Source organism: Pseudomonas sp. B10 (assembly GCF_900156235.1).
GTDB classification, from domain to species: Bacteria; Pseudomonadota; Gammaproteobacteria; order Pseudomonadales; family Pseudomonadaceae; genus Aquipseudomonas; species Aquipseudomonas siliginis.
In genome coordinates this window covers 1,524,408-1,540,456 of the sequence record NZ_LT707063.1, presented here as the reverse complement: position 1 = coordinate 1,540,456, position 16,049 = coordinate 1,524,408, and the positions used below count along the sequence as shown (strand labels likewise).

Here is a 16,049-nt window from a genome sequence, read left to right as displayed (position 1 = left end):
CCCCAACTAGAGTGAGAGTGAACTTATGAGCTTGAATCCTAGAGACGTCGTGATTGTCGACTTCGGTCGTACTCCGATGGGCCGCTCCAAGGGCGGCATGCACCGCAACACCCGCGCCGAAGACATGTCGGCGCACCTGATCAGCAAACTGCTGGAACGCAACAGCAAGGTCGACCCGGCGGAAGTCGAGGACGTGATCTGGGGCTGCGTCAACCAGACCCTGGAGCAGGGCTGGAACATCGCGCGCATGGCGTCGCTGATGACCCAGATTCCGCACACCTCGGCCGGCCAGACCGTCAGCCGTCTGTGTGGCTCGTCGATGAGTGCACTGCACACTGCTGCGCAAGCGATCATGACCGGCAACGGTGACGTGTTCGTGGTCGGCGGCGTCGAGCACATGGGCCACGTGAGCATGATGCATGGTGTCGATCCGAACCCGCACATGTCGCTGTACGCGGCGAAAGCCTCGGGCATGATGGGCCTGACCGCTGAAATGCTCGGCAAGATGCACGGCATCACCCGTGAGCAGCAGGATGCCTTTGGCGTGCGTTCCCACCAGTTGGCCCACAAGGCAACCGTGGAAGGCAAGTTCAAGGACGAAATCATCCCGATGCAGGGTTACGACGAGAACGGGTTCCTGAAACTGTACGACTACGACGAAACCATTCGTCCGGAAACCACCCTGGAAAGTCTGGCGGCGCTCAAGCCGGCATTCAATCCGAAAGGCGGCACCGTGACTGCCGGTACTTCGTCGCAGATCACCGATGGTGCTTCGTGCATGATCGTGATGTCGGCGCAGCGTGCCCAGGACCTGGGCATCCAGCCAATGGCGGTAATCCGTTCGATGGCAGTGGCGGGTGTGGACCCGGCGATCATGGGCTATGGTCCAGTGCCGGCAACACAAAAAGCGCTGAAGCGTGCGGGCCTTGGCATTAACGATATCGACTTCTTCGAGCTCAACGAAGCTTTCGCCGCACAGGCCTTGCCAGTGCTGAAAGATCTGAAAGTGCTCGACAAGATGAACGAGAAGGTTAACCTGCATGGCGGCGCGATCGCCCTGGGTCACCCGTTCGGTTGCTCCGGTGCGCGTATTTCCGGCACCCTGTTGAACGTGATGAAGCAGAATAGCGGCACCTTCGGGGTGGCCACTATGTGCATTGGTCTCGGCCAAGGCATCTCCACCGTCTTCGAACGCGTTTAAGCGTCTCGTCGATGGAAGCCGGGGCCCAGTGCCCCGGTTTTTGTTTTTGGGTTTTTTATTTATTTTTGAAAAGATTTCAGTGAGGGCCGAAGCATGCCGATACAACCTGGGCTCTACCAACATTACAAAGGTCCGCAATACCGTGTATTCAGTGTTGCGCGGCATTCCGAAACCGAAGAAGAAGTGGTCTTTTACCAAGCCCTGTATGGCGATTACGGCTATTGGGTGCGCCCGTTGAGCATGTTCGTCGAGTCGGTCGAGGTTGACGGCGAGCAGGTGCCGCGCTTTGCTTTGGTGCAAGCCGAACCGAGCCTTTTTGACAAGGTTTGAGGCGACTGCGCAGACAACCCTGCGCTTGACCTCACCTTGTATCAACTATATATAGCGGTGCCGCGTCAGGCGCCAACCGCCTTTCACTTCTAGAATTCAGGAATTTTCTGATCCATGGGCAAATCGCTGGTCATTGTGGAATCCCCGGCTAAGGCCAAGACCATCAACAAGTATCTGGGTAACCAATACGTGGTGAAGTCGAGTATCGGCCATATCCGAGACCTGCCCACCAGCGGTTCGGCTAGCGCCAGCAAAGAGCCAGCCGCCAAGCGCGGCAAGGCTGCTGCGGGCGAAGGTCCGGTGCTCTCGCCGAAAGAGAAAGCGCGCAAGCAGCTGGTCTCGCGCATGGGCGTCGATCCCGAACACGGCTGGAAAGCCCAATACGAGATCCTCCCCGGCAAAGAGAAGGTCATCGAAGAGCTGCGCCGGCTCGCCAAGGATGCTGACACCATCTATCTCGCAACCGACTTGGATCGCGAGGGGGAAGCCATTGCCTGGCACCTGCGCGAAGCCATCGGTGGTGATGACAGCCGTTACAAGCGCGTGGTGTTCAACGAAATCACCAAGAAGGCGATTCAGGAAGCCTTCTCCGAGCCGGGCGAGCTGGACATTGATCGTGTCAACGCCCAGCAGGCGCGTCGTTTCCTCGACCGCGTCGTCGGCTACATGGTCTCGCCGCTGCTGTGGGCCAAGATCGCCCGTGGCCTGTCTGCCGGGCGCGTGCAATCGGTTGCCGTGAAACTGGTGGTCGAGCGTGAGCGCGAAATCCGTGCGTTCAATCCCGAAGAATACTGGGAAGTGCATGCCGATCTCGGCACTGCCAAAGGCTCGACCGTGCGTTTCGAAGTGGCTCGCGAAAAAGGCGAAGCCTTCAAGCCGCTGAACGAAGCCCAGGCCATGGCTGCGCTGGAGAAGCTCAAGTCCTCCAGCTACAGCATCGTCAAGCGCGAAGACAAACCGACCAGCAGCAAGCCGTCGGCGCCGTTCATCACGTCGACCTTGCAGCAGGCTGCGAGCAACCGCCTCGGTTTCGGCGTGAAGAAAACCATGATGATGGCCCAGCGTCTGTACGAAGCCGGCTACATCACTTACATGCGTACCGACTCGACCAATCTCTCGGCCGACGCCGTGGCGATGGCGCGCACATACATTGAGGACGAATTCGGCAAGAAATACCTGCCGGAAACACCGAACGTTTACAGCAGCAAGGAAGGCGCGCAAGAGGCTCACGAAGCGATTCGTCCGTCCGACGCCAACACCACACCGAGCAAGCTGGCGGGTATGGAACGTGATGCCGAGCGTCTGTACGAGCTGATCTGGCGCCAGTTCCTCGCCTGCCAGATGCTGCCGGCGCAGTACCTGTCGACCACCGTCAGCGTCGGCGCTGGCGACTTCGAACTGCGCGCCAAGGGCCGTATTCTGAAGTTCGACGGTTACACCCGCGTGATGCCGCAGATTGCCAAGCCTGGCGATGATGACGTGCTGCCGGACATGGCCCAGGGCGATGTGATGAAGCTGATCAAGCTCGATCCGTCGCAGCATTTCACCAAGCCACCGGCGCGTTATTCCGAAGCCAGTCTGGTCAAGGAGATGGAAAAACGCGGCATCGGTCGTCCTTCGACCTACGCTGCGATCATTTCGACCATTCAGGATCGCGGTTATGTGACCCTGCACAACCGTCGTTTCTACTCGGAAAAGATGGGCGACATCGTCACCGAACGTCTGTCCGAGAGCTTCTCCAATCTCATGGACTACGGCTTCACCGCCGGCATGGAAGAGAACCTCGATGACGTGGCGCAGGGCGAGCGCGACTGGAAAAACGTGCTGGACGAGTTTTACGGCGACTTCAAGAAGAAACTCGAAGTAGCGGAAAACCCGGACAGCGGCATGCGCGCCAACCAGCCGGTCATGACTGACATTCCGTGCACCACCTGCGGTCGTCCGATGCAGATTCGTACCGCATCGACTGGCGTGTTCCTCGGCTGCTCGGGCTACAGCCTGCCGCCGAAAGAGCGCTGCAAGGCTACCGTCAACCTGGTGCCGGGCGATGAAATCGCAGCGGACGACGAGGGCGAATCGGAATCGCTGGTCCTGCGTGGCAAGCATCGCTGCCCGATCTGCAGCACGGCGATGGACGCCTACCTGCTGGACGAAAAGCGCAAGCTGCACATCTGCGGCAACAACCCGGATTGCGCCGGTTACGAAATCGAAGAGGGCAGCTATCGCATCAAGGGCTATGAAGGTCCGAGTCTGGAATGCGATAAGTGCGGCAGCGAGATGCAGCTCAAGACCGGCCGTTTCGGCAAGTTCTTCGGTTGCACCAACCCGGAGTGCAAGAACACCCGCAAACTGCTGAAGAGCGGTGACGCGGCGCCGCCGAAGATGGATCCGGTGAAGATGCCTGAGCTGAAATGCGAAAAGGTCAACGACACCTACATCTTGCGCGACGGTGCGTCCGGTCTGTTCCTGGCCGCCAGTCAGTTCCCGAAGAACCGCGAGACCCGCGCTCCGCTGGTGATCGAGATTCTGCCGCACAAGGACGAGATCGATCCGAAGTACCACTTCCTGTGCGAGGCTCCGCAAAAGGATCCTGACGGTCTGCCAGCGGTCATCCGCTACAGCCGCAAGACCAAGGAGCAATACGTACAGACCGAAGTCGATGGCAAACCGACAGGCTGGAAGGCGTATTACGACGGTGGCAAGTGGACTGTTGAAGACAAGCGCAGCGCAAAGGCCAAGGCTGAGTAAGCGTTAGTCTGAACAGCGAAAGGCCGCATGAAACCTTCGGGGTTTCATGCGGCCTTTTTGTTTTTTGCTTGCGCTGGCATTGATTGATCCATGACACTGCCGGGTCTGTGTGAAGCAATTATTTCGTTGTGGAGGCTGCCGTCATGGCCCACGAACTCTATACCCGCACCAACCAGAAGATCTATTTCGCCGGCCTGTCACTCGAAGCTCTGGCTCGTGCTGAAGAGGGTCGGGCGATGAATTCTCTGGCGCTGATCCAGGCCGGGCGTGAGTCGGCGTTGTTCCACCTCTACGGCGCACTGCTGGGCTTGTGTCACGAGATCGCCGGCTTTTATCGTCTGCCGCAGGCCAATTCGCCGAGGGCGGAGGAGTTGCTGAGGCGCGACGTGCTGGAATCGATAGCGATCCCGGAGTTGGCGGAAATGGTCGAGTTGGCCGGTAATCCGGAAACCTGGCTGGCGAAACTGCTGGCGGCGCACGCAGCACTGTTTCAGCCACCGAGGGCGCCACGCAAGCCGAAAGGCGACGTGACGCAGCCGCTGATCCAAGCGATTAATCTTGATGAAGAAGAGGCGCCAGAAGAGCTCGGTCGAGATGAGCTGGAGAGCTGGCGGCAGAACCTCAAGGGCCTGGCCCTGCGTTTCCGGGAAGGCTTGAACGAGTGCTGAGGTAGTTTGGCGCAGTGGCAATCTGAAACATGCTGCTGGTCAAGATCCTGAGCGAAGCTCGAATGATGTCTATATAATCGCTGCCTTTCGTGGAGAACAGACCTATATGCCAACGTCCTTTCTAGAAATTGTCGAGTTACCAGACGGCCGAATCGAACTGCGCAGGGCCGAGGACGAAGGTTCTCTGGTGACGCTGGATTTCTCCGAGGATGCCAAGGCGTTCCTGCAAGGCCAGCACGTTGAAATTGCCAAAGCCATGTTGAGCGTCGGCGTGCAGATGGCAGGTCGTATGGTTGAAGGCGAGTTTGATAAGGAAGAGGGGCCGCGGGTTCTTCATTGATCCACGCTTTGGCCTTTTCTCGGTCGCTTGCGCTTCAGATCGGCTTCTCTGTCCCTGGAGAAGCCCTGCGCTTCACACAGCGCGCATTACCATCAATCAACCCAAACGAATGTTCAGGCTCTGAGCTTCGCCCGTACGCGCGGCGCTGATCAGTTGTTGTCGCGAATTGGCATTCAACGGGTTTAGCCAGGTCACCACGGTGTGGCTGCGACCCAGCCGCAACGCTTCGCACGCCAGTTGCTGAGCACTCTGAGTGCCGCGCGGTTGCAGCAGTAGAATGCGTTCGCGGTTCAGGCCGGCATCGCGCAGCCAGGTTTGCGTCAGGCTGGCGGGTGGGGCGATCAGCGTCAGCCAGCGCGCATCCTGATCCTCGCTCAATTCACGCAGGATCGGCGCTAGCAGGTTCAGGCAGTTCCCGGCCGCACCACGCAGTGATAGCTCACTGAAGGCGTCAGGTTTGGCATTCCAGTCACGCTCGACCACGTCTTTGAGGATCGGCGCAATCGGTTGCGCCAGAAACGCTTCAAATAAAGGCAGTTGTGTTTGCTGAGGTGTGTGTGGGAACTGCATGGAGCCTCCTTTAGCGGCGAATGACGCCGACACTCAAGCCTTCGATCACCAGTTCCTGATCTTTCAGGTCGACTTCGATAGGGGCGAATTCGGGGTTCTCGGCGATCAGCCAGACTTTGCTGCCTTCACGCTTGAAGCGTTTGACCGTCACCTCGTCGCCGATACGGGCAACCACAACCTGGCCGTTACGCGCTTCGCGGGTGGTATGCACTGCCAGCAGGTCACCATCGAAAATACCGATGTCCTTCATGCTCATGCCGTGCACACGCAACAGGTAATCGGCGCGAGGATGGAAGAAGGTCGGATTGATATTGCAGGATTCTTCGATGTGCTGTTGAGCGAGGATCGGCGCGCCGGCAGCCACTCGGCCAATGATCGGCAGGGTGGAGTCGTCGGCCTTGGTTTCGAAGCCGGGAATACGGATGCCGCGAGAAGCACCCGGGGTCATCTCGATCGCACCTTTGCGGGCCAGGGCCTTGAGATGTTCTTCCGCCGCGTTGGGCGATTTGAAACCCAATTCCTGAGCGATTTCCGCACGGGTGGGCGGATAGCCGTTGTCTTCGAGGCAACGTTTGATGAAGGCCAGAATCTCGGCTTGGCGTGGCGTCAGCTTTAGCATATTGATCGCTCTGTCTTTTTATACAGTGACTGGGATTATATACAGTGAAGCGGTCTTGGCAATGGGCGTTTTTTTGCCGCCCGCCGAGCGGTCGCGAAGGGCGCTTATTAATGCTGGTGCCTTGTGTGGTTAAATAGCTGACCGACCATTCCCAAAACGAACCGGCAGGCTTGACAAGGCACAGACTGAAACGTATGTTTCAAACAAGTGTTTGTCAGGCGGAGTAGCCATGGCCCAGTCGGAAACCGTTGAACGCATTCTTGATGCTGCCGAGCAGTTGTTCGCGGAGAAAGGATTCGCTGAAACCTCATTGCGTTTGATCACCAGCAAGGCTGGCGTCAATCTGGCTGCGGTGAATTATCACTTCGGCTCGAAAAAGGCGCTGATTCAAGCTGTGTTCTCGCGCTTCCTCGGTCCGTTTTGCGTGAGCCTCGATAAAGAGCTGGAGCGCCGTCAGGCCAAGCCTGAGAACAAACCGACCCTCGAAGAATTGCTGGAAATTCTCGTCGAGCAAGCGCTCGTCGTGCAGCCTCGCAGCGGTAATGACCTGTCGATCTTCATGCGCTTGCTCGGCCTCGCGTTCAGTCAAAGCCAAGGCCACTTGCGGCGTTATCTGGAAGACATGTACGGCAAGGTGTTCCGCCGCTACATGCTGCTGGTCAATGAGGCGGCGCCACGCATTCCGCCGATCGAGTTGTTCTGGCGCGTGCATTTCATGCTTGGCGCCGCAGCGTTCAGCATGTCCGGGATCAAGGCCTTGCGCGCGATCGCCGAGACCGATTTCGGCGTCAATACCTCCATCGAACAAGTGATGCGCCTGATGGTGCCGTTCCTCGCTGCCGGCATGCGCGCCGAAACCGGCGTCACTGATACAGCCATGGCCAGCGCGCAATTGCGTCCGCGCAGCAAATCCATGCCGGTCGCCGCCAAGGTTTGACCGCGCACGGGTGGGCGCGGCAGCTGGTATCCGCTAAGCTAGCCGGCCATGCCGACTCTCGTACTGAACCCGATCTGCATGAATTCTGCTGACCGTCCGGGCAATGCCCACGGTAGCGAATGCAAGCAGATCGGGTTTTTTGTTTTCAAGGAATCTCTATGACTGCTGGCCTGCAAGGCTCGTTGATGGTGGACGTCGCCGGTACCTGGCTGACGGCTGAAGATCGCCAATTGTTGCGTCAGCCCGAAGTGGGCGGCCTGATCATTTTCGCCCGCAATATCGAGCATCCTCGCCAAGTGCGCGAACTGAGCGCCGCGATCCGCGCAATTCGTCCGGATCTGCTGCTGGCAGTGGATCAAGAGGGCGGGCGTGTGCAGCGCTTGCGTCAGGGTTTCGTCCGTCTGCCAGCGATGCGCGCCATCGCCGATAACCCGAATGCAGAGTATCTCGCCGAGCAATGCGGCTGGATCATGGCCACCGAAGTGTTGGCGGTCGGGCTCGACCTGAGTTTCGCCCCGGTGCTGGATCTGGACTATCAGCGCAGCGCCGTGGTGGGCACCCGTTCTTTCGAAGGGGACCCCGAGCGCGCCGCCTTGCTCGCCGGTGCATTCATTCGCGGCATGAACAGCGCCGGCATGGCCGCCACCGGCAAACATTTCCCAGGCCACGGCTGGGCCGAAGCCGACTCCCACGTAGCGATCCCGAACGACGAGCGCAGTCTCGACGAGATCCGCGCCAATGATCTGGTGCCCTTCGCCAAACTCAGCAAACAACTGGCCGCCGTCATGCCGGCCCACGTCATCTATCCGCAAGTCGACTCGCAGCCGGCCGGTTTCTCCCGACGCTGGCTGCAGGACATTCTGCGGGGCGAGTTGCAGTTCGATGGCGTGATCTTCAGCGACGATCTGTCGATGGCCGGCGCCCACGTGGTCGGCGACGCTGCCAGCCGCATCGAAGCCGCACTCACTGCTGGCTGCGACATGGGTCTGGTGTGCAACGACCGCGCGGCAGCCGAGCTGGCGTTGAGTGCCGCCCAGCGTATGAAGGTCAAGCCTTCCGCGCGCATCGCGAAGATGCGCGGGCAGGCCTTCGCCAGCACCGATTATCGTCAGGCTCCGCGTTGGCTCACCGCCCTCGGCGCGCTCAAAGACGCTCAACTGATCGATTAAGGATTTTTTCGTTATGACCGTTTACGCAATCATCGGCGGCACTGGCCTGACTCAGCTCGAAGGCCTGAGCATTCGCCAGTCGCTGGCAGTCGACACCCCGTACGGCGCGCCTTCGGCCGAGGTGCAGATTGGTGAATACGCCGGCAAGGAAGTGCTGTTCCTCGCCCGTCACGGTCACCCGCATCGTTTCCCGCCGCACAAGGTCAACTACCGCGCCAACCTCTGGGCGCTGAAGCAGGCCGGTGCCGAAGCGATCATCGCCGTCAATGCGGTGGGCGGGATTCATCCGGCCATGGGCACCGGGCATTTCTGTGTGCCGCACCAGATCGTCGACTACACCAGTGGGCGCGAGCACACCTATTTCGCCGATGATCTGGAGCACGTCACCCACATCGATTTCAGCTTTCCCTACAGCGAGCCGTTGCGTCAGCAATTGATTGCAGCAGTCGCCGCCGAAGGCTGCGAATACAGCGATCAAGGCGTGTACGCCTGCACCCAGGGTCCGCGTCTGGAAACGGTCGCCGAGATCGTCCGACTGGAGCGTGACGGTTGCGACATCGTCGGCATGACCGGCATGCCGGAAGCGGCGCTGGCGCGTGAGCTGGATCTGGATTACGCCTGTCTGGCGCTCGTCGTGAATCCTGCAGCCGGCAAGACCACCGAAGTGATCACCATGGCCGAAATCGAGCAGGCCCTGCACGATGGCATGGGCAAGGTGAAATCGACGCTGGCCCGGGTGCTGGCCAGCTAAGGACTGTCCATGAGCATTTTCATCGAGCGGCTTAAAGGGCTGACATGGACCCACGCATTCAGTAGCAAGGCGTTGGCCAAGGCCCGGGCTTATGCCGCCGATGACCGGGTAGAGATCCTCGAGATCGATGACAGGAAGATTGAGGCGTTCTGCGTCGGATCGCAACTTCAGGCGTATGAGCAAACCATTTACCTGTCAGAAGATCGGTTGGGATCGGTTAGCTTGCGATGCCTGTGCAGCTGTCCGGTTGCACTGGACTGCAAGCACAGCGCGGCGGTGATCTATCACCTGCTGGGCACGGGTGAGGATGCGTCTGACAATGATGCACAGATCCCGTTGGGGCGAGCGCTCGAGCATTGGCTTTCGACAATTCCCGTGCCGGCCAAGCCTGCTGACGAAAGTGCGCAAACCGCAGGTACGCGGCTGTTTTACAAGCTCAAACCGACGTCTGCGAACGGCAAGTGGCTGCTCGATATTTTCAAGGTCTACCAGCTCAAGAGCGGCGAGTTACGCGAAGTCAAACCGATGTACTCGCTCGCGGAAATGCTCATGCGCCAGCCGGGCTACCTGTCCGAGCTGGATCTGCGCATCGCCCGGCTGCTGGTCGCCATGCATTCCCATCACGCCTATTACAGCGGCTATCCGCTGGAAGGCAGCAGTGGCGCTGAACTGCTGGAAATGCTCCTGCGCACCTCGCGGCTGTTCCTCGATTTCGAAGACCTGCGAGCGCTGACACCGGGGGCGAAACGCGTGGGTCAGTTCTCTTGGGCTGAGCAGGCCGATGGCGGATTCCGCGCGCAATGGAGCAGTGCCGAAGCCGCGCAGGAAACCGTGCTGGCGCTGGAGCCGCTTTATTATCTTGATCGCGAGCAGCGCCAGGTTGGCCCGCTGTTCACTGAGCTGGAAGAAAAACTCGCCTGCCATTTGACCCAGGCGCCAGATATTCCGGCGCGTCAGGCCATGCAGTTCAGCCATCGCATGAGCGCGGCGACCCAAATTGCGCCACCGCACAAACTCACCGAACGGATCATCGATGACGTGCTGCCGCAGCCGCAACTGACCCTGGTCAGCGGCCGAGAACGCTCGCGCTGGGAATATGTGCTGGAGCACCGCGCCGCTCTGCTGTTTACCTACAACGGTCATCCGGCGGTGGATCGCAACCCGGAAGTGATGATCCTCAACGGCAGCGAAACCCAGCGCATTCAGCGTCAACCTGCGCTGGAAAAGAAGCTGCGCCAGAACCTGCAAAAACATGGCTTCAAGAAAGCCACGCGCAAGAGTGCAATGGACCGTCCCGGCGAGATGTTTACCTTGCCGGATGATTCCGCCTGGCTTGGCTTCATGCACGAAGGGCTGGCCACGCTGCGCGCCGCAGATTGGAAAATCGAGATCAGTCCCGGTTTCCATTTCGATGTACAACCGGTTGAGCAGTGGTACGCGGAGGTTGAAGAAGAGGCTACGCATCAGTGGTTTGATTTGCAGTTGGGTATCGTCGTCAACGGCGAGCGCTACAGCTTGCTGCCGATTCTTCTACACCTGTTGCGGACCCAGCCGCGCTTGCTCGACCCGGTCAATCTGGCGCAGCGCAGCGATGATGAAAAACTCCTGATCGAGCTCAAGCCCAGCGGTTTTGGCGACCCGGCGGGCGCCAAGGTCGCGTTGCCGCTGAGTCGAGTCAAGCCGTTGATGGCCACGCTGGGCGAGTTGTACCTGGGCGGCCATCAGGGTGATGCACTGCGCTTGACCGCTCCCGACGCCGCGCGTCTGAGTATGCTCGATGGCGTGCCGCTGGATTGGCAGGGCGGCGAACGTCTGCGGACCTTTGCCAAGCGCCTGCAAAATTCCAGTCACGCCCACATCGCGGCGCCGGCCGGCCTCAACGCGCAACTGCGCCCGTATCAGCTCGAAGGCCTGAACTGGATGCAGACCCTGCGCGAGCTGGAGGTCGGCGGCATTTTGGGCGATGACATGGGCCTGGGCAAAACCCTGCAGACGCTGGCGCATTTGCTCACCGAAAAACACGCCGGGCGCCTGGACTGTCCGGCACTGGCGGTGATGCCGACCAGCCTGATTCCCAACTGGCTCGACGAAGCCGAGCGCTTCACGCCGCAGTTGAAAGTCCTGGCGCTGCACGGCACCGGGCGGCAAAAGGACTTTGCCAATCTGGGCGAATACGACTTGGTGCTCACCACTTACGCATTGCTGCCCAGGGATCTGGAGATCTTGCAGCCGCAGTCGTGGAGCGTGCTGATTCTCGACGAGGCGCAGAACATCAAGAACCCGCTGAGCAAAGCCGCCCAGGCCGCCCGTGACTTACAGGCCCGTCAGCGCTTGTGTCTGAGCGGTACGCCGCTGGAAAACCACCTCGGTGAGCTGTGGTCGCAGTTCCATTTCCTCATGCCCGGCTGGCTCGGCGACAGCAAATCCTTCAATCGCGATTACCGCACACCCATCGAGAAGCACGGCAATGTCCAGCGCATGCAGCACCTGACCGCGCGCATCAAGCCGTTTTTGCTGCGACGCAAGAAGGATCAGGTCGCCACCGAGTTGCCGCCGAAAACCGAGATCATCCACTGGGTCGAACTCAGCGATGGTCAGCGCGACGTCTATGAGACGGTGCGCGTGGCGATGGACAAAAAGGTCCGCGACGAAATCGCCCGCAGCGGCGTGGCGCGCAGTCAGATCATCATCCTCGATGCGCTGCTCAAGCTGCGTCAGGTCTGCTGCGATCTGCGCCTGGTCAATATGCCGCTGACGGCGAAGGCGTTGCGTTCCGGCAGCGGCAAGCTGATCAGCCTGATGGAGATGCTTGAAGAATTGCTCGGTGAAGGGCGGCGCATTCTGCTGTTCTCGCAGTTCACCTCGATGCTGGCGCTGATTGAGCAGGAGTTGCAGCAACGCGGGTTTGGCTACTCGTTGCTGACCGGCGACACCACCGATCGGCGCACACCGGTGAGGGATTTTCAGAGCGGCAAGGTGCCGTTGTTCCTGATCAGCCTCAAGGCCGGCGGCACCGGTCTTAACCTGACGGCGGCGGACACGGTGATTCACTTCGATCCTTGGTGGAACCCGGCGGTGGAGAACCAAGCGACCGATCGGGCGTATCGCATCGGGCAGAACAATCCGGTGTTCGTCTACAAGTTGATTGCCAAAGGCACCGTCGAAGAGAAGATCCAGGCGTTGCAGCAGGAGAAAGCGGCGCTGGCCGGGGCGGTGCTTGAGGGTGGCACGACGGGCGGATTCAAACTGGAACAGAGTGATATCGAGGCGTTGTTTGCGCCGTTGCCGGTTTCCAGAGATTGAAGGGTTTGAATCGCGGTGGGGCCATTCGCGAGCAGGCTCGCTCCCACATTGGATCTCGAGCGAATCTGGATTAATTGTGGGAGCGAGCCTGCTCGCGAAAAGCTATCTAACCAGCGACGCCGATTTCAGCGCTTGTCGATCTTGTCCGGCAACGGCGCAAACAGCGCTTCAATATCATCACTCTGCAACTTCCAGTCACCGGCCTTGCGCCCATCGAGCACGCCCGCTGCCAGGTCAGACTTTTCCTTCTGCAGGTGCTGAATTTTCTCTTCCACTGTGCCCCGGGCAATCATCTTGTAGACGAACACCGGTTTTTCCTGGCCAATGCGATAGGCCCGGTCGGTGGCCTGATTCTCGGTTGCCGGGTTCCACCACGGGTCGTAGTGAATCACCGTGTCGGCTTCGGTCAGGTTCAAACCGACACCACCGGCCTTCAGGCTGATCAGAAAAATCTGACGCGTGCCGCTTTGGAATTCCTTCACCGGTGTGCGCCGGTCGCGGGTCTGGCCAGTGAGGAGGGCGTAAGCGATCTTGCGTTTTTTCAATTCCTCTTCGATCAATGTCAGCATCGAAGTGAATTGCGAGAACAGCAGGATTCGCCGGCCTTCTTCGAACAGTTCCTCAAGCATTTCCATCAGGCTGTCGAGCTTGCCCGAAGTGCTGCCGCGCGCGGGCAGGGTGGCGTCGTTGACCAAGCGCAGATCGCAGCAGACCTGGCGCAGCTTGAGCAATGCTTCGAGAATGATGATCTGGCTTCGCGCCACGCCTTTGCGGGTGATCTCGTCACGGACTTTCTTGTCCATCGCCAGGCGCATGGTCTCGTACACGTCGCGCTGCGCTTCGTTGAGTTCGACCCAGTGGATGATTTCGGTTTTCGGCGGCAGCTCCGTGGCGACCTGCTCTTTGGTGCGGCGCAGCAGAAACGGTTTTATCCGACCGTTGAGGTGCTGCAGTCTGACTTCGCTACCGCGCTTTTCGATCGGCACACGGTAATCGGCATTAAAGCTTTTCACGTCGCCGAGCCAGCCCGGCAACAGGAAGTGGAACAGCGACCAGAGTTCGCCCAAGTGGTTTTCCAGCGGCGTGCCGCTGAGGCACAGGCGCTGGCGCGCGTTCAGCTCGCGCGCGGCCTGAGCGGCTTTGCTGTTGGGGTTCTTGATGTATTGCGCTTCGTCCAGCACCAGCACGTGCAGCGGCTGTTTGGCCAGGCGCTCAAGGTCCTTGGGCAACAGGGCGTAAGTGGTGAGGATCAGGTCGAAGTCGGCCAGATTGTCGAAGTGCTTTTTGCGCGTGGCGCCGTACAGCGCGAGGACTTTCAGCTGCGGGGTGAAGTGCGCCGCCTCATCGAGCCAGTTCGGAATCAGGCTGGTCGGCATCACCACCATGCACGGACGATCGAGGCGTCCGGCGTTCTTCTCGCTGAGAATATGCGCCAGGGTCTGTAGGGTTTTGCCCAGGCCCATGTCATCCGCAAGAATCCCGCCGACTTCCAGTTGCCGCAGCGATTGCATCCAGCTCAATCCTTCAAGCTGATACGGGCGCAGCGTTGCATTCAGACCTTGCGGCGCTTCGGCAGTGAAATCGCGGATGTCGCGCAGGCGCTGGGCGAAGGTGCGGATCTGCTCGCCGCCTTCCCACAACAGCGGCAGGCCTTCCAGCGAATTGAGCCGGGTGGCGTCAGCCTTACTCAGGCGCAGCGTTGTTTCGCCCGGCTCCTGTAAATAGAACTCACCCAGCGTCATCAATGCCGGCTTCAAGCGACCGAGCGGCAGCGCCACTTGCAACGGCCCATGCTCGCTGGTGCGTTGCGGAATGTTGACCAGAATCAGCTCGTCATCGCGACGGCGGGCGAGGCGCTCCGGGTTGAGGATCTCGGTGTGCGAGCGCATCAGATTCAGCAGAATCGGCAGCAGGCTCAGGCGCTCGCCGTTGACGATGATGCCCAGCTCCAGATCGAACCAGTCGCGTTCCGGCGCCTGTTCGACGGTGGCGTACCAGTCGTCGACGGCGGTCAGGTCGAAACCGAATTCCTCATCGATCTGCAACTCCCAGCCCTGGCTGCGCAACTTCGGCAAGTCATTGAGGGTGAAGGTCAGCCAGGCGCTGTCGTTGACCATCTCGTAGAGTTCGCCGGCGCTTTCCGGCAGGGCTTTGCTCTGCCGGGTGGCGATGCGGAAACCGAGGATGCGTAACTGTTCGCGGTAGGACTGTTCGACGTCCGGGTGACGTTTTATCCGCAGGGTCTGGGCTTCCTGACGGATCAGGATATCGCTGTGTTTTTGCCCGCTGACGTATTCGTCCAGATAGCTGAACGACAGCGCCGCGCGGTGCTGAATGTAGCGCTGCATCTTGCCGTTGCGCGGCTCGAAGGCGCTGAACTCGACGCTCGCCAGCCATAGGCGTGGCACCGGTTGCACGTTGTCCACCAGCACTTGCGGCGGCGCTTTCGGGCTACGGTTTTCCAGCACGGCCTGGAGCTTCTCCAGCAGCTCGGCATCTTTAGCGGCGGCGGGGTAGTCGAGGGTTTCCTGGATTTTCAGCAGCACCGCCGCGCAGTGTTTGCAGTTGCTGCGCACCGGGCAGGTGCAGGTGGCGTCGACCAGCAGTAGGGTGGCTTTGGCTGACTCGCGCAGATGGATGGTCTGCCGGTAGACACTGCCGCCAGAACCTTCGCAACTGGCGGTGATGGTCGCATCGCCGACCTGGGCGATGCGCACCCGATTCTCCAAAGCGTAGCGGCGGCCGCGCTCCAGACTCTGTTCTTTGAATCGGCTGACCCACGACGGGGCCAGCGGTTTGCTCAGGGGCGGCGGCATAAGGACTTCGATCAGTCCGGCACGACTTCAGGCGCTTCGCGAGGCGCTGGCGCGGTCAGGGATGTGATCTTGATCAGCAAGGCCAGATGGCCGTTGTCGAGGTAATTGAGCTGGCCGTTCTTGGTGTGGCTGTCCTGACGCAGGCGCTCACTGGCAGTGACCAGGCCATTGGCGTCGATCTGATTGACCCAGAAATCGGCGGTCACGTCGGTGAAGCGGCCGAGTTTCATTTCCAGCGTGCCCTCGATCGGGAACTGGCCGAACTGCTCCTGACCTTCGCTCACCGCGACTTTCGCCGGCGCTTCGCCGAGGCTCTGCTGCCAGGCTTTGTGCATCAGCACGGTGTACTCGCCGCTGGCGGTGAGTTTGCTCACTACATCATTCAGCGCTGGGGTGCGCTGGCTGTCGCTGCCCAGACGCTGGGCGCCTGCGGCCCAGTCTTCTGGGGCGGCGCGGCTGACGATGGCCGGGACGGCATTCTGGCGCACCAGGATCATTTCGACCTGATACGTGTCATCGGCAAACGCCGCTGGTGCTGCCACTGTCATCAAGAGCGAGGCAAGCAACATAGTCAGAGAGCGGAACAGGCGCATCGGG

13 protein-coding genes are annotated in these 16,049 nt (G+C 60.1%); 9 read left to right on the top strand and 4 right to left on the bottom strand.

Annotated elements, in window-relative coordinates:
• Positions 1-25: 25 nt before the first annotated feature.
• The 5 genes from fadA to BXA01_RS06825 all read left to right on the top strand — a co-directional run bounded on the left by fadA (position 26) and on the right by BXA01_RS06825 (position 5,287).
• On the top strand, positions 26-1,201 hold the full coding sequence (gene fadA / locus BXA01_RS06845; RefSeq protein WP_016775495.1) for an acetyl-CoA C-acyltransferase FadA: 1,176 nt from the start codon (positions 26-28) through the stop codon (positions 1,199-1,201).
• Positions 1,202-1,294: 93 nt separating this feature from the next.
• The gene (locus BXA01_RS06840; protein WP_076563666.1) at positions 1,295-1,531 is read left to right on the top strand and encodes a DUF1653 domain-containing protein; all 237 of its coding nucleotides are present in this window, start codon (positions 1,295-1,297) and stop codon (positions 1,529-1,531) included.
• A 114-nt stretch (positions 1,532-1,645) separates the two neighbouring features.
• Positions 1,646-4,279, top strand: a complete 2,634-nt coding sequence (topA, locus tag BXA01_RS06835) for a type I DNA topoisomerase (protein ID WP_016775493.1) — start codon at positions 1,646-1,648, stop codon at positions 4,277-4,279.
• A 143-nt stretch (positions 4,280-4,422) separates the two neighbouring features.
• A complete protein-coding gene (locus BXA01_RS06830; RefSeq protein WP_076563665.1) occupies positions 4,423-4,947 on the top strand; it encodes a DUF6586 family protein in 525 nt (174 codons plus the stop codon).
• Positions 4,948-5,053: 106 nt separating this feature from the next.
• On the top strand, positions 5,054-5,287 hold the full coding sequence (locus BXA01_RS06825; protein WP_003226592.1) for a hypothetical protein: 234 nt from the start codon (positions 5,054-5,056) through the stop codon (positions 5,285-5,287).
• A gap of 96 nt (positions 5,288-5,383) precedes the next feature.
• On the opposite strand, the gene sulA is transcribed toward BXA01_RS06825, so the two are convergent.
• Complete coding sequence (gene sulA / locus BXA01_RS06820; protein WP_041477346.1) at positions 5,384-5,857, bottom strand: SOS-induced cell division inhibitor SulA; 474 nt, start codon at positions 5,855-5,857, stop codon at positions 5,384-5,386.
• A 10-nt stretch (positions 5,858-5,867) separates the two neighbouring features.
• On the bottom strand, positions 5,868-6,476 hold the full coding sequence (gene lexA, locus BXA01_RS06815; RefSeq protein ID WP_076563664.1) for a transcriptional repressor LexA: 609 nt from the start codon (positions 6,474-6,476) through the stop codon (positions 5,868-5,870).
• Positions 6,477-6,705: 229 nt separating this feature from the next.
• Here lexA and BXA01_RS06810 point away from each other — a divergent pair, with 229 nt between their 5' ends.
• The 4 genes from BXA01_RS06810 to BXA01_RS06795 all read left to right on the top strand — a co-directional run bounded on the left by BXA01_RS06810 (position 6,706) and on the right by BXA01_RS06795 (position 12,636).
• Positions 6,706-7,413: a TetR/AcrR family transcriptional regulator gene (locus tag BXA01_RS06810; protein WP_016775489.1), complete on the top strand. Its 708-nt coding sequence runs from the start codon at positions 6,706-6,708 to the stop codon at positions 7,411-7,413.
• A gap of 158 nt (positions 7,414-7,571) precedes the next feature.
• A complete protein-coding gene (gene nagZ / locus BXA01_RS06805; RefSeq protein ID WP_076563663.1) occupies positions 7,572-8,582 on the top strand; it encodes a beta-N-acetylhexosaminidase in 1,011 nt (336 codons plus the stop codon).
• A 13-nt stretch (positions 8,583-8,595) separates the two neighbouring features.
• Complete coding sequence (locus BXA01_RS06800; RefSeq protein ID WP_016775487.1) at positions 8,596-9,333, top strand: S-methyl-5'-thioinosine phosphorylase; 738 nt, start codon at positions 8,596-8,598, stop codon at positions 9,331-9,333.
• 9 nt (positions 9,334-9,342) lie between these two features.
• Positions 9,343-12,636 (top strand): DEAD/DEAH box helicase, encoded by a 3,294-nt coding sequence (locus BXA01_RS06795; protein WP_076563662.1) that lies wholly within the window; start codon positions 9,343-9,345, stop codon positions 12,634-12,636.
• A gap of 125 nt (positions 12,637-12,761) precedes the next feature.
• Here the strand turns inward: BXA01_RS06795 and BXA01_RS06790 are convergent, their stop codons facing one another.
• Entirely contained in the window at positions 12,762-15,452 is a 2,691-nt protein-coding gene (locus BXA01_RS06790) for a DEAD/DEAH box helicase (RefSeq protein WP_076563661.1), read from the bottom strand.
• A gap of 11 nt (positions 15,453-15,463) precedes the next feature.
• Positions 15,464-16,045, bottom strand: coding sequence for a CsiV family protein (locus tag BXA01_RS06785; RefSeq protein ID WP_076563660.1), 582 nt, complete (start codon positions 16,043-16,045; stop codon positions 15,464-15,466).
• Positions 16,046-16,049 lie beyond the last annotated feature (4 nt).

Coding starts and splice junctions, on each gene's coding strand:
- fadA (WP_016775495.1), top strand. CDS start 26: ATGAGCTTGAATCCTAGAGACGTCGTGATTGTCGACTTCGGTCGTACT.
- BXA01_RS06840 (WP_076563666.1), top strand. CDS start 1,295: ATGCCGATACAACCTGGGCTCTACCAACATTACAAAGGTCCGCAATAC.
- topA (WP_016775493.1), top strand. CDS start 1,646: ATGGGCAAATCGCTGGTCATTGTGGAATCCCCGGCTAAGGCCAAGACC.
- BXA01_RS06830 (WP_076563665.1), top strand. CDS start 4,423: ATGGCCCACGAACTCTATACCCGCACCAACCAGAAGATCTATTTCGCC.
- BXA01_RS06825 (WP_003226592.1), top strand. CDS start 5,054: ATGCCAACGTCCTTTCTAGAAATTGTCGAGTTACCAGACGGCCGAATC.
- sulA (WP_041477346.1), bottom strand. CDS start 5,857: ATGCAGTTCCCACACACACCTCAGCAAACACAACTGCCTTTATTTGAA.
- lexA (WP_076563664.1), bottom strand. CDS start 6,476: ATGCTAAAGCTGACGCCACGCCAAGCCGAGATTCTGGCCTTCATCAAA.
- BXA01_RS06810 (WP_016775489.1), top strand. CDS start 6,706: ATGGCCCAGTCGGAAACCGTTGAACGCATTCTTGATGCTGCCGAGCAG.
- nagZ (WP_076563663.1), top strand. CDS start 7,572: ATGACTGCTGGCCTGCAAGGCTCGTTGATGGTGGACGTCGCCGGTACC.
- BXA01_RS06800 (WP_016775487.1), top strand. CDS start 8,596: ATGACCGTTTACGCAATCATCGGCGGCACTGGCCTGACTCAGCTCGAA.
- BXA01_RS06795 (WP_076563662.1), top strand. CDS start 9,343: ATGAGCATTTTCATCGAGCGGCTTAAAGGGCTGACATGGACCCACGCA.
- BXA01_RS06790 (WP_076563661.1), bottom strand. CDS start 15,452: ATGCCGCCGCCCCTGAGCAAACCGCTGGCCCCGTCGTGGGTCAGCCGA.
- BXA01_RS06785 (WP_076563660.1), bottom strand. CDS start 16,045: ATGCGCCTGTTCCGCTCTCTGACTATGTTGCTTGCCTCGCTCTTGATG.